This is a genomic window from Sneathiella sp. D3-11 (assembly GCF_055809395.1).
In genome coordinates this window covers 1,024,663-1,048,470 of record NZ_CM147911.1, presented here as the reverse complement: position 1 = coordinate 1,048,470, position 23,808 = coordinate 1,024,663, and the positions used below count along the sequence as shown (strand labels likewise).

Below are 23,808 nucleotides of genomic sequence, written 5' to 3'. Positions count from 1 at the left end.
GCAATTTAATCCCATGAGCTAATTCAAATGCCAAGATATATTGCTTTTTATAAACCCTATGGCGTACTCAGTCAGTTCACCGGAGAAAAAGGCCAGAGAACTCTTGCCGATTTTGCGTTGCCGGAGAAAGTATATGCGGCGGGGCGTCTCGATAAGGATAGCGAAGGACTTCTTCTTCTAAGCGATGACGGGCCCTTTATCAAGAAACTGCTGAATCCGGATAATGCTCATGAACGAGTGTACTGGGTGGAGATAGAGGGAGAGCCAAATAAAGCAGCTCTTGAAGAGTTGTCTGGCGGCGTGGTTTTCAAGGGATATAAATCGAAACCTTGCCGAGTTTCTCGACTTGATCCTCAATCCGACATCGCACCGCGCGATCCGCCGGTGCGCTTTCGAAAGTCTATTCCGACATGCTGGATTGAAATAGCGCTGACGGAAGGCAAAAACCGTCAGGTTCGGCGGATGACGGCATCTGTTGGTCACCCGACTTTACGTCTTATCCGTAAAAAGATCGGCAAGCTTACACTCACCGATCTTGTACCTGGGATATGGCAGGACGTAAAAAAAATGGATATTTTCTGATCTTGCTTTAGTCCGAATTTCGCGTGCTTAGTGCGCGAACAGGACCGGTGCCGTCATATGCTCAAGAATATTCTTTGTGGCACCCCCCAGAATCATTTCCCGCAGGCGGCTATGGCCATATGCCCCGAGAACCAGCATGTTCCCGCTATAATCGACGAGTGCGTCGAGAATGGCGTCACCAACACTGATGCCGGGCCAGTGGCCGGACTTGAAATTAGCTGTAATGCCATGACGTTTGAGGTGCGCAAGTATATGCTCCGTCTCATATGTCTCGTCCTCTGTCGCATTGACCCGGAGGAGGGTGACTTTTTCCGCTTTTTTGAGAAAGGGTAATGACTCATGTAAAGCACGGGAAGATTCGCGCGTGTTATTCCACCCAACGATCACATGGCTTCCGAAATTGCTGTAATTCCCCGCAGAAGGAATAATTAATACAGGGCGGGGCGAACTGACGACTATCTCTTCGGCGATATATCGCGTTTGCGCATTATTCTCATCGTCGGGGTCGCCCTGACCCACGATCACAAGGTCAGCGGAAAGGGCATGTTCATTAATCAGATCCGGAGCATAGCCTTCTTCTACAACTACCTCGACTGGACGACTTACTTTTGCCGCAAGGCTTTCAAACTTGGCTTTTGCTTCCGCAGCATTCTCTTCTTCAACTTTCCGGGATTGCTCAATAAATTCCGGCGGGACATAGCCCATAAAGGAAGTGGGGACAGTTACCTGCGCAATTGTATATAACCCGATTACATATGCGTCATGCTCAACCGCGAGACCAAGAGCCGTCTCAATACGGGCTTCCAGCCGTGAATCGTTACTCAAATGTAGCAATATGGTTTTTATGGACATTACGCTTTCCCTTTCAACAATCCTGAACGAATTTCACTTAATTATGGATAGCTTTTAGTGAGCCGCATTGATTTGAGACAAACAACAATGCGCGCCGCCTCCCTGTACACACTGTATTCGATAGTTACCTTATGAACAGTTCAGTTAGATAACAACCTGTTATTTGTTACGGCATAGGCAGTCTGGATGTTCTCTGTTATGAATGGCAGCCGACAACATATATCCAGACAAAGGAAATTCGTTAAATGGATGCTATCGAAGCACTTGTAACGCGTAAATCTTCGGCGATGCTAACGACACCTGCCCCCGGAAAAGACGATCTTAAGCTCATAATGCAGGCGGCCGTTCGGGCCCCTGATCATTGTCGTCTTCGCCCGTGGCGTTTCATCGTCTTTGAAGGGGCGGCAAGGGAAAGGCTCGGTCATATTTTTGAAGAAGCCCTGAAGGCAAGAGATCCGAATGCGACTGAAGCCATGCTCCAAAAGGAGCGCGGCAAGCCCATGCGCGCACCAATGATAATTGCTGTTATCGCCCGGATAGAGGAGCATCCGAAGGTGCCAGAGGTGGAGCAGATCCTTTCCGCGGGAGCGGCCGCGCAGAATATTATGGTCGCGGCGCATGCACTGGGATATGCAGGCATATGGCGAACCGGAAAAACATGTTTTGATCCACAGGTTAATGCTGCTCTCGGAGCATCGGATGCAGATCAGATTGTCGGGTTTCTCTATTTGGGAACGACCGAGAGGACACCGGTCCTGCTGGAAGAGCCGATTGATCCCTATGTGGAAATCTGGGAAGGCTAAGCTTGACAGAAAACCGGGGCGTTAATGACAGTATAATAATGGAAGGGAAGTAATATGTCGGATCTTGTGTTTCATCACTATGATGCATCACCCTATGCTGAGAAAGTCAGAATGATATTTGGCTTTAAGGGGGTGAGTTGGCAGTCTGTTCAAATACCCCGCATGATGCCCAAGCCGGAACTGACGCCACTTACCGGCGGGTATCGGAAAACGCCGGTTATGCAGTCAGGCGCCCATATTTTTTGCGATACGCAAATCATTATTCGTGAACTCGAAGCGCGGTATCCGACTCCCACATTATTTCCCGACAACAGTCAGTTTGTGGGTTGGGGCACGAGTTTCTGGACCGACAAGCTGCTTTTCAGCACGGCGGCGGCAATTGTTTTCGGAACTTTTGGCGACCAGATGCCTCCGGAATTTGTTAAAGACCGGGCGGAATATTCTGGTGGAAACTTGAATGTTGAGAAAATGAAAGCCGCACTTCCTTTCTCACTTCAGCAGTTTGCCGCCATGATGGACTGGGCGGAACAAGGCCTTGCAGATGGTCGGGACTATTTTCTGGGGCCGAAGGCAAGCCTCGTTGATTTCAATCTTTATTATACAGTACGATTTGCGGGGCGTGCACCAGCGGTGAAGGAAATTCTTGCGGAATTTCCGAAACTATCGGCCTGGATAAAGAGAATTACCGCCTTTGGTGAAGGTACTTCCACTGAGATCAGCGCAGCCGATGCCCTCGAAATCGCGAAAAATGATGATGTCTCGGATTACAGCGGCACCATTGGTGCGAACGAGGAGAAAACGGCTGGGGATCAGGTAACCGTGATGCCAAACGATACCGGTCGCGTTCCCGTATCTGGTGAACTTGTTACCCTTGATCGGCGGGAGATCGCGATCCGTCATAATAATGACACTGTGGGAGAGGTAATTATCCATTTTCCGCGCGCCGGATTTATCGTGCGTTAAGAGTCAAGAATAGGGCAAAATCACGGTTTTGCCTTATTCCATGCCTATTTATCGTTATCTGAGTGTCGAAAGCTGTTATGACGGTTGTGGATTTATTTAACGGGCAATGTTATGAAGCTGAAATGAAATCCCCAATTTTCCGGAGAGACCATTGAATAAAAAATTTCGAGCGTTTGCTATCGGACTTGCTATTTTCGCAGTTGCTATGATGCAGAATTTGCAAGGGTCCTCTCTCGCGTATGCTCAATCAAAAATACCGGAAGCTGTTGTTGCGATCGTTGACATTACCCATGTTTTGCAAGTGTCCGAGCCCTCTAAAAAAGCCGAAGAAGATGTTAAGGCTCTATTGAAAACCAAAGTGGATGAACTGAATAAACGCGGTGATGACTTGCTTGCCGAGAAAGAGGCACTTGATAAGCAGCGGGCCATTCTGTCGCCGGATGCTTACCAGAAGAAACTTTCGGAGCTTAATGTTCAGCGGCAAAACCTGCAGCGCGAATTCCAGGTCATTAACGGCAAAATGAACGAAGTGCTGGTCGGTATTCGCTTGCGTTTTCGTGAAATTATTGTGCGTCTCGCCGCAGATGTCAGCAAGGAAAAAGGCGTCAATCTCGGGATCGACAGAGCTAAAACCGTTTTCTTTAATCCAAGTATGGATATTACCGAGGAAGTATTAGCCCGGTTTAATAAAGCCAATCCAAAGGTTGATATCAAACTGGAAGATACGAAAGAGAGTGCGGCACCCGCTAAAAAGAACTGAGCTTAGATCTTCGCAAGTAATTCTTCCTTCAACGCCTCATCGCAGAAGGCCGCGAGAATTGCATTTCGGGTGATCTGATTAAGGTTGCTCTCCGATAAGTGATAACTCTGGGCAGCTTCGTCATATTCATGACCGATGGATGTCGCGAAAAACGGCGGGTCATCCGAATTCAGTGTCACAACGCATCCGGCGTCCATCAAGGCCTTGAAGGGATGGCTGCTTCTGTCCCTAAAGAGGCCTGTGGCGACATTGCTTCCCGGACTCAGTTCAAGCGGAATTCTCCGATCCGCAATTTCCGCGATTAGCGCAATATCTTCAATGGCGCGTACTCCATGTCCGATGCGACTGATCGGCAGATTGTCCAAACTGGCGCGGATACTTTCCGGCCCGCCGAATTCTCCAGCATGCGTTGTTGTCTTAAACCCGGCCTTATTGGCGAGATTAAAGGCTGGTGCAAAGTCCTTTGGGTGAAATTGTGCCTCATCACCACCCATGCCGAACCCGACGACATAGGGGTGAGGGGTTGCAACAAAACGCTCTGCTACCTTGAGGGCTTTTTGGGCGCCTAAGTGCCGCACGCAGGTCACAATAATTCGCCCGACAATGTCGAATTCCCTCTGCGCATCATCTATGCCGGCGGCAATACCTTCCAGATGATCGGCATAGCTCATCCCGACTTCGGCAGCATGATCGGGGGAGGAAAACATCTCGACATAGATCGTGTCTTCCTGCGCACATCTAGCGAGATAGTCATAGGTAACCATCCGGTAATCGTCCTTGGTCAGGATTGTCGCCGCCGCCTTGTCATAACAATCAAGGAAGTGCCAAAAATCATCCCAGGCATATTCAGACTCTGACTTGAATGTTGCCGGATCAATTTGCGCGCTATTCCTGGCCGCTAGCTGCCGGACAAGCGCAGGGGGCATAGTTCCTTCCAGATGAACATGGAGTTCTGCTTTCTTGACCATGGTTAGTCCAGAAAGCTTTTGCCGTGCGCAAGCGGAGGCAAACCGAGATGCTGGGCGATCGATTGGCCGATATCGGAAAAGCTGTCTCGCTCTCCAATAGATCGTCCCTGAATGCCTATTCCGAAGGCAATGATAGGGACAGCCTCACGTGTGTGATCCGTTCCCGGCCATGTTGGATCGCAGCCATGATCAGCCGTAAGGATCGCTATATCGCCCTCCTTAAGGGCTGTGTGTAGTTCCGGTAACCGGGCATCAAATTCCTCCAATGCGCGGGCATAACCAGCAATATCCCGTCGATGACCAAAGGATTGGTCAAAATCGACAAGGTTTGTAAAAATAAGGCTGCCATCTTTGGCACGCGCCATGGCGTCAATCGTTGCATCCATCAGTGCCATATTCCCGGCTGCCTTGACAATTTCACCGGTACCTTGATGGGCAAAAATATCACCAATTTTCCCGATGGATATAACCTGTCGACCTGTTTCTGTCAGTTTATCAAGAAGGGTCGGTTCAGGCGGGGGCACGGCAAGGTCTTTCCGGTTCGCTGTCCGCGTGAAATTTCCATTTTCACCGACAAAGGGTCGGGCGATTACGCGGCCGATCTCCAGCGGAACAACCAGCTCGCGGGCAATGTCACAAAGCGCGTAGAGGCGATCGAGGCCGAAAGTTTCTTCATGCGCAGCGATTTGAAAGACGCTGTCTGCGGAAGTATAAACAATGGGCTTGCCACTTTTCATATGTTCATCGCCGAGTTCCGCAATGATCTCCGTGCCAGACGCATGGCAGTTGCCAAGGATGCCGGGTAGTTTTCCTTGTTCGATCAGGGCATTCGTCAAGTCGTTCGGAAAACAGGGGATGGTTCTCGGGAAATAGCCCCAGTCGAAAAAGACCGGCACGCCGGCCATTTCCCAATGCCCGGACGGTGTATCCTTGCCCTTACTCATTTCTTGCGCGACACCATGAAGGCCTTCGAAATTATTTGTCCCGCTGGGTGTGTCAACATAGTCATCATGTGCGGCGAACAAGCCGAGTTTACGCAAATTCGGCAAGTGAAGGGGCCCCGACCGCTCAGTGGAATTTGCGCGGCCCGCCGCGGCGGCTTCGATGATATGACCGAAAGTATCCGCGCCGATATCGCCAAAAGCTTCCGCGTCATGGGCGGCACCGAGGCCAAAGCTATCCAGTACGATCAATATGGCGCGCATTTATATATCCTCCCTGGTGAGGCGGGTTCGCACGGCGGGGGAGATCGCAGGTGGCTCCTCTGCCAATGTAATGGCGTTGAGGATACGTTTCTCCGCCCGCGCCGCATCAGCATCATTCCGGGCGATAATCGTCGCGATCGGGTTTTGTGGGCCAAGTTTCGCACCCAGGCCAACAATATTGGTAAGGCCGACGCCATAGTCAATTTTATCCGAAGCCTTATGCCGCCCACCGCCAAGGTCCATCACGGCGACCCCCATCTCCCGGACATTCATGACACCGAGATAGCCGCGCTTCGGTGCGATCACGTCTCGTCGGACCGGTGCGAGCGGGAGATGTTCCTCCATATTTGTCATCAAGTCCTTCGGTCCGCCAAGCGCGGCAATCATCTGGGCGAATTTTTCGGCGGCGGTGCCGCTGCCCAACGCACCCCTGACCGCATGTGGTGCCGTCGCTTCATCGGCGATCCCCGCGATAACCAGCATTTCCGCAGCTAGTGCCAGCACCACATCGAGGAGACGCTGATCAACATTCCGACCCATCAGGAAATCAATCGTTTCCCTCACCTCAATTGAGTTTCCAGCCGTTCTGCCAAGTACCTCATTCATATCGGTCAGCAGGGCGGATGTCCTAAGCCCGGCACCGTTTGCAACCGCAACAATGCTGCGGGCAAGCTCTGTCGCATCGCCGTAGTCCTCCTTGAACGCGCCGGAGCCGAATTTTACATCCATCACCAGTGCATCCAGCCCTGCCGCGAGCTTCTTGGACAGGATCGACGCCGTGATCAGCGGGATGGATTCCACCGTCGCTGTAACATCGCGGATCGCGTAAAACCGCTTGTCGGCGGGGGCGAGATCATCTGTTTGGCCGATGATGGCGCAGCCGATATTCTTGACAATCTTGGTCAGCAAGTCCCGATCGGGTGCAGTATTGTAGCCCGGCACGCTATCGAGTTTGTCGAGGGTTCCGCCCGTATGGCCAAGGCCCCGTCCGGAGATCATCGGAACAGCACCACCGCAAGCCGCGACAATTGGCGCAAGCATCAGGCTCACCTTGTCACCGACACCCCCGGTGGAATGTTTGTCAACGACAGGCCGACCAAGATCGGCCTTCGACCAGTCCATCACATGGCCGGAGTGAACCATGGCGCGGGTGAGGGCAACGCGTTCTTCCATGCTCATGCCCTGAAAGAAAATGGCCATGGCGAAGGCCGCAATCTGTCCTTCAGAAATGGAACTATCCGTGAGGCCCCGCACCATGAACATGATTTCCTCCTCGCTCAGGGGCGCGCCGTCGCGTTTCCGGCGGATAATCTCCTGCGGGAAAAATTCAGCCGTTTTATTCGCCATAGGGGATCCAGATATTCTTGATTTGCGTTGCCTGACGCAGGAACTCGCGGCCTTCACCCTGCGCGATGTCGAACCAGTCCCGTGCCTTTCCATTATTGACCCAGGTGCGCTTCATATTTCCGATCGAGGCGGCTTCGACAAGCCGGCTACCATCTGTCGGGCCGAAATACCAGACCGATTTCACATCATCATGCTCTGCGAGCGTTTTCGCAAGACTATCGCGCGGTCCCGTGATGATATTCATCGCGCCCGCAGGCATGTCGGACGTTTCCAGTACCTGATAGAAGTCCGTGGCCGTGAGCGGATGCCGTTCCGATGCGATCAGGACGATGCGATTGCCCATGGCAAGGGCAGGGGCCGCAAGAGAAACCATGGAGAGAAGCGGGTTGTCATCCGGGCAGACGATGCCCATCGTCCCGATGGGTTCCTTCATGGCCAGGGTCACCCCGCGCATGGGCGGAGAATGAACGGCACTTTCATATTTATCTGTCCAGGCACCATAGGAAAAGAGCCGCTGGATCGTGGCATCGACTTCGGCTTGCGCCTTTTTCGTGCTGACGCCTGTCAAGACTTTGAGACGGTCCGCTAATTCCGATTTCCGAATGTCGAGATTTTCCGCGAGATAGTAGAGCACCTGTGCGCGGTTATGACTGCTCGCCTTGGTCCAGCCGGTCGCCTTGCGCGCGGCCTCGACGGCATTACGGATATCCTTGCGGTTGCCTTCACCGACCTCGCCAATTTTCTCGCCCTTCGCGGAGAAGACCGGCATGCTGTAGCCCGAATCCGGCCGGGCCTGCTTGCCGCCGATATAGAGCTTTGGCGTGCGGTCAAGATTGGCGAGGGATGCGTTGCTCTCGTCTTCTTGTGGTGTCGGAGATTTTAATTCCTTATAAAGTGGCAGTTTGGAGAGAAACTTTGGTTTCAATACCTCCATCATGCCTTCGTGGCCGCCTTCGCGTCCATAACCCGATTCCCGGTTTCCGCCAAAGCCGCAGGCCGCATCAAACTGGTTTGTTGAATTTACCCAGACAACGCCGCAATCAAGTTTTGGCGCAATATCAAGCGCGAGATTTATGTTCTCGCTCCAGACGGAAGCAGCGAGCCCGTAGCGTGTGTTATTGGCAATTGCGACGGCCTCATCCGGTGTGCGGAAGGTCATGGAGACGATAACGGGGCCGAAAATTTCTTCTTGTGCAACTGTTGCAGCCGGAGCGACATCACTGATCAGCGTTGGAGGATAGAAGCTACCGTCTTTCGGCATGTCGCATTTTGGTTGCCAGACGTTGCCTTCATTCTCACCGTTCTTAACGAGCTTCGTAATGGTGGCGAGTTGCGTTGGGTCGACGATTGCACCCATATCGATGGACTTATCGAGCGGATCGCCAATGCGCAATGTCTCCATTCTTTGCCGGAGCTTTGCGATCATTTTCTCGGCGATACCTTCCTGCAGCAACAGGCGCGACCCGGCGCAACAGACCTGCCCTTGATTGAACCAGATGGCATCGACTACGCCTTCGACGGCACTGTCGAGATCCGCATCCTCAAACACAATAAAGGGAGATTTTCCGCCAAGCTCCAGCGTCAGATGCTTGCCGCTTCCGGCTGTTGCAGACCGGATCAGCCGGCCTACTTCTGTTGATCCGGTGAAGGCGATTTTATCGATATCGGGGTGCTTGACCAAGGCTTCGCCGGTTGCGCCATCGCCTGTCACGATATTCACGACGCCCTCAGGAAGGCCGATGTCTTTACAAATTTCGGCAAAGCAAAGCGCAGTGAGCGATGTATATTCTGCGGGTTTCAGGACGATTGTATTTCCTGCAGCAATCGCGGGGGCAATTTTCCAGGCGAGCATGAGCAAGGGGAAATTCCAGGGTATAATCTGGCCGATAACACCCATGGGCTCAAATTCGGCGAATTCCTGATCCTGAAGCTGCGCCCATCCGGCATGGTGATAGAAATGCCGCGCGACAAGGGGAATATCGATATCTCGCGTTTCCCGAACAGGTTTCCCGTTATCCAGCGTTTCAAGCACGGCCAACAGGCGGGAATTGCGCTGGATAGCGCGGGCAAGTGCATAGAGATAGCGTGCGCGCGCAGGACCGCCAATACCATTCCACTCTTTTTGCGCGGCGCGGGCCGCTGTGACGGCGGCGTCGATATCCTTCGCATTGCCCGCAGCAATTTTTGCAAGTGGCGTGCCCGTGGCTGGGTTACGGCTTTCAAACCATTTCTTGGATGATGGTTTGACCCAGTCATCACTAATGAAGTGATCAAACTTGCCCTTTCGCGCTGCGATCCATTCAAGCGCGGTGTCGCTGTTTTCAGGTGCCGGTCCATAGTCCATCTTGTCGAATAATTCTGCGATGCTCATGGTTTTCCTCATGCCATTGGATGGCGAAAATCGGCGGAATAGCGCCCGGTGACGAAATGCTCCAACTGCCGCTCTATATCGCCTAAGAGGCTGGAAGCGCCAATGCGAAAGAGATCAGGCTCCAGCCAGTCCGTGCCGAGCTCTTCCTTCATCATAATCTGGTAGTTCAGCACATCCTTTGCCGTGCTGATCCCGCCCGCCGGCTTATAACCGATCTTATGCCCCGTCATCCCATAATATTCGCGGATCATCCGCAGCATGACGAGGGTAACGGGCAGGGTGGCGTTTACGCTTTCCTTCCCCGTGGAGGTTTTGATGAAGTCCGCCCCGGCCATCATCGCGACCATGCTTGCTTTCGCGACATTGCGAAGGGTGGAAATATCGCCCGTACCGAGAATCGCCTTCATATGTGCATCGCCACTTGCGGCACGGAAGGTTTTCACCTCGTCATAAAGAGCCTGCCAATTCCCTGTCAGCACATGGCCACGGGTGATAACAATGTCAATTTCCGTCGCGCCCGTCGCGACGGAGGCTTCAATCTCTTTTACCCGCAGATCAAACGGGCTGAGCCCCGCCGGAAAGCCGGTTGAGACGGCAGCGACGGGAATGTTGGTGCCTTTTAATGCCTCTACAGCTGTTTCCACCATGCTGTGGTAGACGCAGACAGCACCGGTTGTGATATTTCGGTCCGCCATTCCCATCGCGTCCAGAATATCCGCGCGGACTGGCTGGCGCGCCTTGGCGCAGAGACGCTTGACGCGGCCCGGGGTGTCATCTCCGCTCAATGTTGTGAGGTCGATACAAGTCACGGCCTTCAAAAGCCAAGCAGCTTGATGGCCCTTTTTAACGGTGCGCCGACCAGGGAGGGTGGCCGCGCGGCGCTCAACCGCACTTAAATTGACGCGCACTATGTCGAGCAGGTCAAAGTCAAGTGACATGCCGGGGTTGCGTGCATGGCTTTTTGTGGCTGGTTTTAACGGGCTAATGGACGCCATTTTCCGTACTCCGAATATGAGCTTTCAGAAGCTCCCGTTTCAGGGTTTCCAAAAAGACGATGACCAGGCTTTCAAGGTCCGCGGCAACGATCTTTGCGCTTTTCAGCGTTTGTTCGTGGCTGAGTTGCGTCTTGCTCATCCCGGCGGCAAGGTTTGTAATATTGGAGATTGCCGCTACGCGCAGGCCACAATGTCGCGCGACGAGCACTTCCGGTGTGGTGGACATACCAACAGCATCGGGACCAAGCGCCTTGAAAGCTCGGATCTCTGCCGGAGTTTCGAAATTGGGGCCGAGGTAATGTAAATAGACACCTTCATGCAGGGTGATGCCGAGTTCCTTGGCGACCGCCGCGAGATGCTTGCGCAGGGTTGGATCATAGGCATCCTCCATCGAGAAGAAGCGCGGACCAAAGTCATCCTCATTCGCGCCGACCAACGGGTTGAGGCCTGTTAAATTTATATGGTCCCTGATCATCATCAGGCTGCCTGGTCCCATTTTCTTTTTAAAGCTGCCCGCCGCGTTGGTGAGTAACAGAATTTCAATGCCGAGAAGCTTTAACATTCGAACGGGGAGCGCTAGGTCCTGCGGATTGACGCCTTCGTAATAATGAACGCGGCCCTGCATGCAGGCGACGGGCATTCCGCCAAGACGGCCCAGAATGAGTCGTCCCGCATGCCCTTCCACGGTGGATGTCGGGAAATCCGGGATTGTGTCATAGTCGATACTGGCGACAGTCTCGATCTTTTCCGCGATGTCGCCTAGGCCGGAACCGAGCACAATGCCGACACGGGGAGTAAATCCCGGCGCTGCTTTCTGAACGAATTCGGCGGCTTTATGCGGATCAAGCGTCATTATCTTTCCTTAATATAGGGTTCGCCAATGGCTTTGGGCGGATTGGCCTTTCCGACAAAGCCCGCGAGCAGCAACACAGTGAGTATATAGGGGAGTGCCTGAATAAACTGAACAGGAATTACGCCGACAATGGGTAATTCCACTCCTTGAAGGCGCGCCTGAACTGCATCGGTGAAAGCAAAAAGCAGGCAGGCAAACATAGTTGGGACGGGCCGCCATTTCCCGAATATCAGCGCGGCGAGGGCGAGATAGCCTTTTCCGGCCGTCATATCACGGATAAAACCGGCGCCATGGGCTGTTGAAAGATAGGAGCCCGCGATGCCGCAGAGAAAACCAGTCATGATCAGCGCTTTATAGCGCAGCCAGTCAACGGATATTCCCGCTGTATCCACTGCATGGGGGTTTTCGCCAACAGCGCGAACACGCAGGCCGAAGCGGGTCTTATACATGATCCAAGCGCAGATCGGTACGGAGGCAGCGGCCAGATAGACAATGATATTATGGTTCGAAATCAGCTCCGAATAGATATATCCGATAATCGGAATATCATGGGCCGCTTCCGCAAAGGGCAGGGTGATTGGCTTGAAACGCGCATCGCCGCCAAGATGTGGCGTCTGCCCGCCCATGCTGAACCAGGCGTACCCAAGTGTTGGCGTCAGTCCGGCAACGACGATATTAATGGCCATGCCGGACACGACCTGATTTCCCTTGTGGGTGACACAGGCATAGGCGTGCAACAGCGAGAGCGCAATCGAAGCCAGAATACCAGCTCCAAGGCCAATCCAGGCGGAGCCCGATACGGCGGCAACGGCGGCGGCGGAGAAGGCCGCGCCCAGCATTTTGCCTTCAAGGCCGATATCGACGACACCGGCGCGTTCAGAAAACATTCCGGCAAGGGCCGCGAGGACGAGGGGGTGGCCACCCGAAATGTCGCATCTAGCAGAAGGATGATGGTCTGGAATGTTTCCATCAACTTGCCCCCATCGTCTGGACTCGCGCAAATCGGCGATAGGCAGCCTCAATCTTCGGGCGGAACATATGCTCAAGCGCACCGGAAAAAAGGATAATCAGTCCCTGAATGACGATCACCATTTCCTTATTTATTGATCTCATTTCAAACGCCAGTTCTGATCCGCCCTGATACAGGGCCCCGAAAAGCAGTGCTGCGAGGAAAATACCAATGGGATGATTGCGCCCCATCAGCGCGACGGCAATTCCGACAAAGCCATAGCCCCCGGTGAAATCCAGAATAAGACGATGTTGCACTCCCTGAAGTTCGTTAATCCCGACAAAGCCGGCAAGGCCGCCCGAAATCATCATGGCGATGATAATGTTCTTCGAGGGGGATATACCGGAGTAACGGGCGGCGGCCTCATTCTGTCCGACGACGCGAATTTCATAACCCCACCTTGTATGCCAGACCAGAAAGTAGAAACCGGCACTCAACACAAGCGCATAGATAAAAGAGATATTGAGCGGTGTGTTCGGCATCGCAATGAAGTCATGAAAATAGGGCAGCCAGGTTGTCTCGATGAACGGTCGGCTTTCCGGCGATTGGCCATTCGGATCGATGAGAATATCAACCAGCAAATAGGTCAGGATTGAAGCGGCAATAAAGTTGAACATGATCGTCGTGATCACGATATGGCTTCCGCGCTTGGCCTGAAGATACGCAGGGATATAAGCCCATGCCGCACCGAAGATGGCCGCGGCAATCATTGCAAGTGGTATGATTATCCAGATCGGCAGATTGTCAAAATATAGACAGACGAGACTGACCCCTATACCGCCAAGGGCGGCCTGCCCTTCCGCGCCGATATTAAAGAGGCCGCAATGAAAGGCGATGGCTACGGCCAGACCGGTAAAAATGAAATTGGTCGTATAATAGAGCGTATAGCCAATCGCCTCCGGGTAGCCGAATGCGCCATATATCAATACTTTCAGCGCTTCGAGAGGGTTGTCCCCGATAATTAGAATCACAATCCCTGAAATCAGAAGGGCCGCAAGCAGATTAACGAACGGGATCAACGCATAGCTTACCCATCCGGGAATTTTAAGGGTCGCACCGAATTTGACTTGCTCCTCTGCCATCAGATTGCTGCCTTCGTTTCAGATTGAGCATCCTTAACGCCCGCCATCATCAGCCCGAGTTTGGTTTCTGTTGCCTCCGCTGCAGAGAGCTCCCCGACAATTCCTCCATCAAACATGACGGCAATCCGGTCGGCGAGGGACATGACTTCATCGATTTCAACGGAAACGACAAGGATGGCTTTTCCCGCATCACGCATCATAATGAGTTGCTTATGGATAAACTCGATGGCACCTATATCAACGCCGCGCGTTGGTTGGCCGACCAACAGAACATCCGGGTTCTGTTCCATCTCCCGCGCGAGAACCAGTTTCTGCTGATTGCCGCCTGAAAACCCCGAAACCTTGAGGTATGGGTCCGGCGGTCGTACATCATATTTCTTGATGTAGTTCCGGCAGGTCTCGACCATGGCCTTGCGGTCGAGGCACAAACCCCGATTATATTCAGGCTCGTCGTGATAGCCGAGAATGGTGCATTCATTTGCGCTGAAAGATAGCACCAGTCCAGATCGTTGCCTGTCTTCCGGCACATGTCCAAAGCCGATTTTCCGCAAATTCCGTGCGGTGAACGCTTTGCTATCCACGAGTTCTTGTCCTTCAAACCGTATGCTGCCTGATTTGGGTGTAAGAATGCCGCCGAGGACTTCCAGCAGTTCCGATTGTCCGTTGCCGGAAACGCCTGCGATCCCTAGAATTTCGCCCGCCTTTAGATCAAGATTAATATCTTTAAGGCGAGGAACACCGTCTGTGTCTTCATAGTTGAGATTGCGAATGGAAACGAGAGTGTCTTTTGGGTTAGCCAGTTTTTTCTCCACTTGCAGGAGAACCGAACGGCCGACCATCAACTCCGCGAGTGCAGGCTGGCTGGTTTCACTCGTTTTGACATGTGCAACCATTTCCCCGCGCCGCATCACTGAGACACTATCGGTAATGGCCATAATTTCCCGGAGCTTGTGGGTAATCAGGATAACCGTCTTTCCCTGATCGCGGAGGGTATCTAGAATACGAAAGAGGTGATCCGCTTCTTGCGGCGTGAGTACGCCGGTTGGTTCATCGAGAATGAGAATCTCCGCGCCGCGATACAACGCCTTCAGTATCTCAACCCGTTGCCGCAGGCCAACGGGCAGATCGCCAACAATTGCATCGACATTGACCTCAAGCGCATATTCCTGTTCCAGGCGGACTAGCTCTTTACGGGCCGACGCCAAGCCGCCCGCAAGACGGTAACCGTTCTCAACCCCCAGGATTATATTTTCAAGAACCGTGAAGGTATCAACGAGCATGAAATGCTGATGCACCATGCCGATTCCGGCTTCGATAGAACTTTGCGGATTTTCAATTGGGCAGATTTGCCCGTTGACATAGATGTCACCGCTATCAGCTTGGTAAAAGCCGTAAACGATGCTCATCAAAGTCGATTTTCCAGCACCATTTTCGCCGACAATGCCGTGGATGCTCCCCCGGTCCACCGAAAGGGAAATATTCTTGTTTGCATGGACCGGGCCGAAGCTTTTGTTTATACGGCGCAGTTCCAGCGCCGGACTTTGTTCTGACATGACTGTCAGGCTTATTTGTCCATATAATTTGTCACCTTGATCTTGCCGGAAATGATGTCCGCCTTTGCTTTGTTCATGGTGGTAATCATGTCTTCTGTCAGGACACCCTTGTTCCATTCATCAACGGAAAAGCCAACGCCATCTTCTGCAAGGCCCAGCACCTGAATGCCGGGTTGCCAGGTTCCGTCCTTTGCGGACATCATCGCATTATAAACGGCCACATCAACGCGCTTGAGCATGGATGTCAGCATCGTTCCCGGATGCAGGTGGTCTTGATTACTATCGACGCCGATCGCTAACATCTTCTCATCGGCGGCGGATTGCAGTACGCCAAGCCCGGTACCTCCGGCGGCGGCAAACACAACATCCGCCCCCCGGTCAAACTGACTCTTTGCGAGCTCACTGCCTTTTGTCGGGTCGTTCCAGGCAGCCGGGGTTGTGCCTGTCATGTTTTCAATCACTTCCGCCTTCGGGTTTGCATAAAGAACCCCTTCCTTGTAGCCCAGAGCAAATTTTCGGATCAAAGGGATATCCATACCGCCGATAAAGCCGACTTTTCCGGTTTTGCTGGCCATGGCTGCGGCCATGCCAACCAGAAAGGAGCCTTGTTCTTCGCGGAAGACGACGGATTGGACGTTGGGTAGGTCGACAACCATATCAATGATGGTGAATTTCGTGTCTGGATGGGCCTTCGCCGCCTTTTCAACGGCTGCGGCTTGTGCAAAGCCGACGGCTACAACTATGTTCGCGCCTTTGCGCGCCATGCGTTCAGTTGCCTGTTCCCGCTCTGAAACCTTGGTGACTTCCCATTCCAGATAATCGATGCCTGCGTCTTTCTTGAATTTCTCAGCACCGTTGAAGGCAGCCTCATTAAAGGATTTGTCAGACTTGCCGCCCATGTCAAAGACGATCGCGGGTTTAAAATCATCAGCCACCGCCAGCCCACTCACTGTAAGTGCTGCCGTTGCAAGAAGCCCAAGGGCAATCTTTTTCATCATAGTTATCTCTCCCAGTTAAAAGTCCGACTGTTCCGTGTTCAGAAACAGGGGGGCGACCTTAAATCCAAATCAGGCAGACTGGTCAAGTTCTAGGGTCGCATTCGGCAAAGTATAGAAAGTAAATTTTCGGATCGCCATAATTTATCGCTATTTTGGTCGCCTAAGTAGTGATTTTAGAAATGAAGTCGGATATTGTCAGTAGCTAACCTGTTTGCACTATAGGGAAGGGCAGCTATCCCATGGCCTATGATCCGCGATTTCCGAATCTTCACATCCTTGATCACCCGCTTATCGTCCATAAACTTACACATATGCGGAACAAGGACACATCGACGAAAACCTTTCGCCAGTTGCTCAAGGAAATTGCACTGCTAATGGGGTATGAAATCACGCGCCACCTGCCGACGACCCATGAAAAGATTGAAACGCCTATATGCTCAATGGATGCGCGGGTTCTCGCGGGGAAGAAATCGGCCATAGTGCCGATTTTGCGGGCTGGCCTTGGCATGGCGGACGGCTTGCTGGAACTGATGCCGTCTGCGCGGGTTGGGCATATTGGTATGTATCGAGATCCGGAAACGAAACGCCCCGTCGAATATCTCAGGAAACTGCCAACGGCGGAAGACAGGTTGTTTATCCTGGTGGACCCGATGCTGGCGACCGGCTATTCCGCTGCGGCGGGCGTCGAAGTGTTGCTGGATCACAAGGTCGATCCAAAGAATATCCTTTTCATGGCGCTGGTTGCCGCCCCGGAAGGGGTTCAGGTCATGCTGGAAAACCACCCCGATGTGACGGTCTATGTGGCGGCGCTGGATGAAAAGCTGAATGAGAAGGCCTATATCGTGCCAGGCCTTGGTGATGCCGGAGACAGGCTATATGGGACATTGTAACCAACTCTCGTTTACCATGATTTTGTGCAGCGCAGTAATAATTGGTAACAATGTTTGATTTGAGTGGGCAGGCGGTCTTCCGTACATTCAGGCTGCGAATTTGTAGCAGTAACTAAAGTGGCGGAAAATGGTCGTTTTTCAGAAAACATTGCGTAATAGTATCAGCTGTACCGGCGTTGGATTGCATGGTGGCAAGTTGATCAATATGAAATTGTCGCCGGCTCCGGTGAACAGCGGCGTTGTTTTCAGGCGAACTGACGTTGATCCGGCCGTTGCAGAAATTCCGGCGCAATATGATACTGTGACTGATCTTATGATGTGCACCACTGTTGAAAATGATGCGCACACTAAAGTCGCCACTGTCGAACATTTGATGGCGGCCCTGTCTGGATGCGGCGTTGATAATGTTGTTGTTGAGCTGGACGGTCCCGAAGTTCCGGTGATGGATGGTTCTTCCGCACCCTTCGTCTTTCTTGTTGAGTGCGCCGATGTGATCGAGCAGGAGGCCCCGCGACGCTATATTAAGGTGTTGAAGGAAGTGGAAGTGAGTGACGGGTCAGCAAAAGCCAGTCTCTCTCCGGCTGATAATATTTCCGTCTCCTTTGAGATTGATTTCGAAAATCCTCGTATCGGCAAACAGAATTGTCGCTTCAGCTTGCGTAATGGCACGTTCAAGAATGAACTCGCACGTGCCCGGACTTTCGGCTTTTTGAGCGAATTCGAGCAACTCAAAAAGCTGGGCCTCGCAAAAGGTGGATCCCTTGATAACGCGATCGTGCTCAGCGGTCCTGATATTTTGAATGAAGAAGGCCTGCGCTATGACGACGAGTTCGTGCGTCATAAGGCGTTGGATGCTATTGGCGATCTATACCTCGCTGGCGCGCCAATCATTGGTGAGTTTTATGGGTTCCGGTCAGGGCATGCATTGAACAACAAGCTTTTGCATGCCTTCCTTTCTGATAAGGATGCCTGGTGCTATACCACGGAAGCGCCAGTTCGCATTGGCAATGTGGGTGGGGCTCACTGGCCAACCCAGAAAGCAGCGGCACCCGCTACGGACTGATTTGATCGGTTATGTTCACATACTGGACTTTGTAGTATTTAGAAGTAAAAAGGCGCGGATATGAATTCCGCGCCTATATTCGTTTTTGCATGTATAATCAGGCGGATTTACGCCGTCTTTCCTTGCCTGCCAAGCTTTTGATCAGGCCGCTGACTGCCGATCTCACTGCTGGTTCATCAATATCGCCATAATTGCGCACTAACTCAATGGTTGAGCGGTTTTTGCCGCCATGTTCCAGAGGGATGCTTGTTGTCGATGGCTCAAGATTCTCGAAGAAATAGGCAACGTCTACTTCCAGCCGTTTGGCTATCTCATACAATCTGCCTGCGCTGACACGGTTTGCGCCTGTTTCGTATTTCTGAACTTGTTGATATGAAATATCCAGCGCCTTTGCCAGATGTTCCTGAGTCAGACCCATCATAGTTCTTCTTTCACGAATCCGCTCACCGACATGATCGTCGACTCTTTTCGCGACTTTACCCATTGTTGTTTGGTACCTTTCTTAGAGATCAAATTATTTTTCTAGTTGTGCTACTACCAAGGGCGAAACCGCAGATTCAACGAAGTTATTATATTTTTATAGGAGAAAATCGAATCTCTGCTCCACCCTTATAGGTAATGTATCACATACCAATATAAAAATAAAATACATAAAAACTAACAATAATTAGATAAATTTTTTTATCGATCGTTAGCTGATATTTATTTTTATTACTGATATAAAATATAAAATCGATAGATCGCTAATTATATAATATTCGTATTATCGTGTTTCGAGGGTTGTGTATGGGACATGGAAGAAATCTGAAACCATAACTTCCCCTAGGCGCGCTGTTTGGATAAAATGCCCCGGCACCCGAGATATATTCGGCGATGAACCAAGAGGGATAAGTTGAAATATAATTTCTATTCAAGCATTGGCAGAGTGCTGGGCGGTTTCCTGCTTTTAATATTGGTTGCCGGTTGCAGTTCAGATGAGCCCGAAGCCTATGTGGAACGGCCGGTCGAGCAGCTTTATAATCAGGCTCTTGCAGATTTGAATAGTGAAGACTACTTCGCAGCGGCGCAGGGCTTTGATGAGGTGGAGCGACAACATCCTTATTCCGTCTGGTCGACCAAGGCGCAGATTATGTCTGCCTTCGCCTATTATCAGAGTAACGAGTATGACCAAGCGATTCTGGCTGCGGAGCGGTTTATCGAATTGCATCCGGGCAATAAGGATGTAGCGTACGCCTATTATCTTGTTGCGATTTCTTATTATGAGCAGATCACAGGAGTGGAACGGGACCAGAAGGTGACGCGTCAGGCTCTCGACGCCTTGCAAAATCTTGTGCGCCGGTTTCCCAATACTGAGTATGCACGCGACGCTCGGCTCAAAATTGACCTGACCCGGGATCATCTTGCGGGCAAGGAAATGGCTATCGGCCGCTATTATCTAGGACAAAAATACATGATCGGGGCAATCAATCGCTTTCGAACTGTTGTCGAGCAATACCAGACCACGACACATGCCCCAGAGGCGCTTCACCGATTGACGGAGGCCTATTTGACGTTGGGTATCACGGAGGAGGCTCAAACAGCCGCCGCTGTCCTTGGCTATAACTTTCCCGGTAGTGAATGGTATCAGGATTCTTACGCGCTTCTCGACGAGAATTATCTGAAACCGGAAGCAAATGAGGATTCCTGGATCGTCAAGGCCTGGAAATCAGTGTTTTAGCCGTCGGACTGACATGCTGGAAAAACTCTCCATCCGCAATATCGTTCTGATCGACAAGCTGGATTTATCCTTTGAGCGTGGGCTTTGCGTCCTCACGGGGGAGACCGGGGCGGGTAAATCAATTCTGCTCGACAGCCTTGCGCTGGCGCTTGGTGTTCGCGCGGATGCGGGGTTGGTTCGTGCAGGAACGGATCAAGGTTCGGTCACGGCAGAATTCTCCCTTATCCCGTCGCATCCTGTATTTTCTTCGTTGGGCGATATAGATGTCGAACCGGGAGAGCCTTTAATACTCCGGCGAATGCTCGGTTCAGACGGGCGTAGCCGGGCAAGTATTAATGATCAGGCAGTGAGTGCCGGCTTGTTGCGCAACGTTGGCGAAACGCTCGTTGAAATACATGGTCAGAATGCGGAACGCGGCTTGCTTGATGCGCGGGGGCATCGTGCGCTACTCGATCAGTATGCGCGTCTGGAAAAGGAAGTCATTGTCGTTGGACGCCATTATGAAACACTCCAGAAGGCAAATGAGAAGCTTGAACGGGCCGTACGAGAGATTGAACAGGCGCGAGTTGATGAGGAATATCTCCGTCATATCGTCGAAGAGCTTTCGGAACTCGCGCCGGAGGAAGGGGAGGAAGAAGCCCTCGCAGTGCACCGATCCAACCTGATGCATGCGGAGAAAATTGCGGAAGCGCTGCGCGATGCGGAAAAAGCGTTGACCGAGCATGGGGGTGTGGAAAACCGGATTAGGTCAGCGACCCGCGCGGTCGAGAGAGTTATTGAAAAGGCGTCAGGGAAGCTTGATCCGGTACTGGAAAGTCTCGAGCGTGCGGCCATTGAAATGGCAGAGGCGCAGGGGGTCATCAATTCTGTCGCGGGAGACCTTGATATGGACCCGGCCGGACTTGAAGTGGTGGAGGAGAGGCTGTTCGCGCTTCGGGCAGCAGCGCGCAAGCATAAATGTGAAGTGGCCGCTTTGCCAAAGTTGCTGGAAAGCTTTGTGGCGCGATTAAAGGCTGTGGAAGAGGGAGATCGCGAAATAGAAAGTCTCCGTGCTGCCGCCGCCGAGGCTCGTAAAAAATATGTAGCGGCAGCGAGCGCTTTGAGCCAAAACCGAAAAGCCGCGGCGCTGGAGATGGATCGGGCCGTGATGGCGGAACTTGAACCACTAAAACTTGGGGCAGCGACATTCACAACCGATGTAAGCGAGTTGCCGGATGAGAACTGGGGCTCTCATGGATTCGATAAAGTGGCGTTTCTCATTTCGACCAACCCGGGGAGTGCGGCCGGGCCGTTGATCAAGATTGCCTCCGGCGGGGAACTGTCACGCTTTATGCTGGCACTCAAAGTCGTGCTGGCTCAGGCTGGTTCTGCCCCGACTCTGATTTTTGATGAGGTGGATCGTGGCGTTGGTGGGGCGACGGCAGATGCGGTTGGTGATCGGTTGCGCCGCCTTGCGGAAGATTTGCAGGTGCTGGTCGTCACTCATTCGCCGCAGGTAGCCGCCGCAGGCGAGGCGCATTGGAATATCCGGAAATCAGAAGTAAATAATGCCACGGTTACGTCTGTTGACCGCCTCGATCAGGAGGAGAGGACGGAAGAGATTGCACGGATGTTATCCGGGGCCAGTATTACTGAGGAAGCCCGTGCGGCCGCTCTCAGCCTTATCGAAGGATAGTCATTGTGGATGTGCAAAATCTGACGGCAGAAGACGCAAAAGCCGAACATGATAGACTGGTCGAAACGATCAAGGCCCATGATGTCGCCTATTATGCTGAAGATGCGCCAGCCGTCTCAGATGCAGAATATGACCGCCAGCGTCAGGACCTTCTTGCGCTGGAGGCTCGGTTCCCGGAACTGATTACAGCCGACAGCCCGTCGCAAAGTGTTGGGGTCACTCCGGCCAAGGGGTTTGGTAAAGTCCGGCATAAGGTCCCGATGCTGTCGCTTGATAATGCTTTCAGCAGTGATGATCTTCGGGAGTTTGAAGGGCGTATCCGCCGATTTCTTGGTCTGGATGCAACTGAAGATGTCTCCTTTTTTGCGGAACCCAAAATTGATGGGCTTTCCGCCAGTTTGCGATATGAAAATGGAAAGTTTCAGCAGGGCGCAACGCGTGGCGATGGTCAGGAGGGGGAGGATATAACCGCTAACCTGCGCAGTGTCACGGATCTGCCGCTAGAGCTATCTGGCGCAAAAACAAAAGTTCCGGATGTCTTCGAGATTCGCGGTGAAGTCTATATGTCGAAATCCGACTTCCTTGCACTCAACACGGCGCAGGCAGAAGCAGGGGGGAAGATATTTGCGAACCCGAGAAACGCGGCTGCAGGCAGCCTCCGCCAGCTTGACTACGAGATTACAAAGTCCCGCAAATTAAGGTTTTTCGCCTATGCCTGGGGAGAGGTGAGCGGCCTCCCGGGTGTGACACAGTCTGAAGTCCTCACTGTATTCAAGGATTGGGGGTTTTCTGTTAATCCGCTTTCCAAGGTCTGTACGAATATGGAAGAGGCAATCGATGCTTATCGTAAAATAGAAGAGCTTCGCGCATCGTTGAATTATGATATCGATGGTGTGGTCTTCAAAGTTAACCGACTGGATTGGCAGGAGCGTCTCGGCTTTGTCAGCCGCAGTCCGCGCTGGGCGATAGCCCATAAGTTCCCGGCGGAGCAGGCCACCACTATCATAGAAGACATCGAAATACAGGTTGGCCGAACCGGTGCCCTCACACCGGTTGCGCGGCTTCTTCCGGTGACGGTCGGCGGCGTCGTCGTCTCCAACGCGACACTACATAACGAGGATGAAATCAAGCGTAAAGATGTTCGCAAGGGCGATACGGTGGTTATTCAGCGCGCGGGAGATGTGATCCCGCAGGTGGTTGAGGTCGTTCTCGATAAACGCCCTGATGACAGTGTACCTTATGACTTTCCGAAAACGTGCCCGATCTGTGGCAGCCATGCCGTTAAGGAAATAAATGAAAGCACAGGTAAGGAAGACGCCGTCCGTCGCTGTACCGGCGGCCTGATTTGCCGGGCGCAGGCCGTTGAGCGGCTTAAGCATTTTGTCTCCCGCAATGCTTTCGATATTGAGGGGCTTGGCGCGAAGCTGATCGAAACTTTTTATGAGGATGAGCTGATTAAAAGCCCTGCCGATATCTTCACGCTGGAAAAACGCGATGCGGCTCCCGGAAATTTACAGCGGATCAAGAACCGCGAAGGGTTTGGAGAAAAAGCGACACGAAATTTGTTCGATGCAATTGATGATCGGCGAGAAATATCGTTGGATCGCTTTATCTATGCATTGGGAATCCGCCATATCGGACAAGGGAATGCCCGACTGCTGGCGAAAAACTACCTGAGTTTCGCGAATTTGCGAGAGCGGCTCAGCGAAAGGGGGATGCATCTAGGGAAGCCTATAGTGAGCTATTGAATATCGATGGAATTGGCGCCGCAGTCGCCGACGCGGTGACAGAATTTTTTCATGAAGAGCGTAATCAAGACTTGCTCGATGATCTGCTACGCGAAATTACGATTGTCGATTTTGAACCACCGGCGCAGGATAGTGCCGTTGCGGGTAAAACAGTTGTTTTCACCGGCACCCTCGAACTGATGAGCCGTCAGGAAATGAAGGCAAAAGCTGAAAGTCTTGGCGCGAAAGTCAGCGGATCGATCTCTGCCAAGACGGATTATCTTGTCGCCGGCGCGAACGCCGGATCGAAGCTTAAAAAAGCAACAGATTTAGGCGTCTCGGTCCTAACCGAACAGGAATGGCTGGATTTGATTGGCGGCTAAATTGGTGCCAGT

At 52.4% G+C, this 23,808-nt stretch carries 19 protein-coding genes and 2 pseudogenes; 9 read left to right on the top strand and 12 right to left on the bottom strand.

What is annotated here, in order from left to right; translation table 11 throughout:
- The first annotated feature begins 27 nt into the window (after positions 1-27).
- The gene (locus AC0L73_RS05540) at positions 28-582 is read left to right on the top strand and encodes a pseudouridine synthase (protein ID WP_473655069.1); all 555 of its coding nucleotides are present in this window, start codon (positions 28-30) and stop codon (positions 580-582) included.
- A 27-nt stretch (positions 583-609) separates the two neighbouring features.
- On the opposite strand, the gene AC0L73_RS05535 is transcribed toward AC0L73_RS05540, so the two are convergent.
- Positions 610-1,434, bottom strand: a complete 825-nt coding sequence (locus AC0L73_RS05535; protein ID WP_227949514.1) for a universal stress protein — start codon at positions 1,432-1,434, stop codon at positions 610-612.
- 245 nt (positions 1,435-1,679) lie between these two features.
- On the opposite strand from AC0L73_RS05535, the gene AC0L73_RS05530 reads away from it, so the two are divergent.
- From AC0L73_RS05530 to AC0L73_RS05520, 3 genes are all read left to right on the top strand, one after another.
- Complete coding sequence (locus AC0L73_RS05530; RefSeq protein WP_473655068.1) at positions 1,680-2,237, top strand: nitroreductase family protein; 558 nt, start codon at positions 1,680-1,682, stop codon at positions 2,235-2,237.
- A gap of 54 nt (positions 2,238-2,291) precedes the next feature.
- Positions 2,292-3,200, top strand: coding sequence for a glutathione S-transferase family protein (locus tag AC0L73_RS05525; protein ID WP_473655067.1), 909 nt, complete (start codon positions 2,292-2,294; stop codon positions 3,198-3,200).
- 151 nt (positions 3,201-3,351) lie between these two features.
- Entirely contained in the window at positions 3,352-3,960 is a 609-nt protein-coding gene (locus AC0L73_RS05520) for an OmpH/Skp family outer membrane protein (protein WP_473655066.1), read from the top strand.
- Between the two features lie 2 nt (positions 3,961-3,962).
- Here the strand turns inward: AC0L73_RS05520 and add are convergent, their stop codons facing one another.
- From add to AC0L73_RS05470, 10 genes and pseudogenes are all read right to left on the bottom strand, one after another.
- Positions 3,963-4,928, bottom strand: coding sequence for an adenosine deaminase (gene add, locus AC0L73_RS05515; protein WP_473655065.1), 966 nt, complete (start codon positions 4,926-4,928; stop codon positions 3,963-3,965).
- Positions 4,929-4,930: 2 nt separating this feature from the next.
- On the bottom strand, positions 4,931-6,133 hold the full coding sequence (locus AC0L73_RS05510) for a phosphopentomutase (protein ID WP_473655064.1): 1,203 nt from the start codon (positions 6,131-6,133) through the stop codon (positions 4,931-4,933).
- The gene (gene deoA, locus AC0L73_RS05505) at positions 6,134-7,480 is read right to left on the bottom strand and encodes a thymidine phosphorylase (protein ID WP_473655063.1); all 1,347 of its coding nucleotides are present in this window, start codon (positions 7,478-7,480) and stop codon (positions 6,134-6,136) included.
- Positions 7,470-9,851 (bottom strand): aldehyde dehydrogenase family protein, encoded by a 2,382-nt coding sequence (locus tag AC0L73_RS05500; protein WP_473655062.1) that lies wholly within the window; start codon positions 9,849-9,851, stop codon positions 7,470-7,472. The genes deoA and AC0L73_RS05500 overlap by 11 nt, the downstream gene beginning before the upstream one ends.
- Before the next feature lie 8 nt (positions 9,852-9,859).
- Positions 9,860-10,846 carry a deoxyribose-phosphate aldolase gene (gene deoC, locus AC0L73_RS05495; RefSeq protein ID WP_473655061.1) on the bottom strand — a complete coding sequence of 329 codons (987 nt, stop codon included), beginning with the start codon at positions 10,844-10,846 and terminating at the stop codon, positions 9,860-9,862.
- Complete coding sequence (locus tag AC0L73_RS05490; protein WP_473655060.1) at positions 10,833-11,699, bottom strand: purine-nucleoside phosphorylase; 867 nt, start codon at positions 11,697-11,699, stop codon at positions 10,833-10,835. Before AC0L73_RS05490 ends, deoC begins: the two co-directional genes overlap by 14 nt.
- A pseudogene (locus AC0L73_RS05485) lies at positions 11,699-12,669 on the bottom strand (ABC transporter permease). Before AC0L73_RS05485 ends, AC0L73_RS05490 begins: the two are co-directional and overlap by 1 nt.
- A complete protein-coding gene (locus AC0L73_RS05480; protein ID WP_227949538.1) occupies positions 12,669-13,790 on the bottom strand; it encodes an ABC transporter permease in 1,122 nt (373 codons plus the stop codon). The pseudogene AC0L73_RS05485 and the gene AC0L73_RS05480 overlap by 1 nt, the downstream one beginning before the upstream one ends.
- Positions 13,790-15,343: an ABC transporter ATP-binding protein gene (locus AC0L73_RS05475; protein ID WP_227949540.1), complete on the bottom strand. Its 1,554-nt coding sequence runs from the start codon at positions 15,341-15,343 to the stop codon at positions 13,790-13,792. Before AC0L73_RS05475 ends, AC0L73_RS05480 begins: the two co-directional genes overlap by 1 nt.
- Before the next feature lie 11 nt (positions 15,344-15,354).
- A complete protein-coding gene (locus AC0L73_RS05470) occupies positions 15,355-16,341 on the bottom strand; it encodes a BMP family lipoprotein (protein ID WP_227949542.1) in 987 nt (328 codons plus the stop codon).
- Between the two features lie 239 nt (positions 16,342-16,580).
- Between AC0L73_RS05470 and upp the strand changes: the two genes are divergently transcribed.
- Entirely contained in the window at positions 16,581-17,231 is a 651-nt protein-coding gene (upp, locus tag AC0L73_RS05465; protein ID WP_227949544.1) for a uracil phosphoribosyltransferase, read from the top strand.
- Positions 17,232-17,358: 127 nt separating this feature from the next.
- On the top strand, positions 17,359-18,294 hold the full coding sequence (gene lpxC / locus AC0L73_RS05460) for a UDP-3-O-acyl-N-acetylglucosamine deacetylase (RefSeq protein ID WP_227949546.1): 936 nt from the start codon (positions 17,359-17,361) through the stop codon (positions 18,292-18,294).
- 97 nt (positions 18,295-18,391) lie between these two features.
- On the opposite strand, the gene AC0L73_RS05455 is transcribed toward lpxC, so the two are convergent.
- Positions 18,392-18,778: a helix-turn-helix domain-containing protein gene (locus AC0L73_RS05455; protein WP_227949548.1), complete on the bottom strand. Its 387-nt coding sequence runs from the start codon at positions 18,776-18,778 to the stop codon at positions 18,392-18,394.
- 408 nt (positions 18,779-19,186) lie between these two features.
- On the opposite strand from AC0L73_RS05455, the gene AC0L73_RS05450 reads away from it, so the two are divergent.
- The 3 genes and pseudogenes from AC0L73_RS05450 to ligA all read left to right on the top strand — a co-directional run bounded on the left by AC0L73_RS05450 (position 19,187) and on the right by ligA (position 23,796).
- Positions 19,187-20,011 (top strand): outer membrane protein assembly factor BamD, encoded by an 825-nt coding sequence (locus tag AC0L73_RS05450; RefSeq protein ID WP_227949551.1) that lies wholly within the window; start codon positions 19,187-19,189, stop codon positions 20,009-20,011.
- 13 nt (positions 20,012-20,024) lie between these two features.
- Entirely contained in the window at positions 20,025-21,686 is a 1,662-nt protein-coding gene (gene recN / locus AC0L73_RS05445; protein WP_473655059.1) for a DNA repair protein RecN, read from the top strand.
- Between the two features lie 5 nt (positions 21,687-21,691).
- Positions 21,692-23,796 (top strand): annotated as a pseudogene (gene ligA, locus AC0L73_RS05440) (NAD-dependent DNA ligase LigA).
- Positions 23,797-23,808 lie beyond the last annotated feature (12 nt).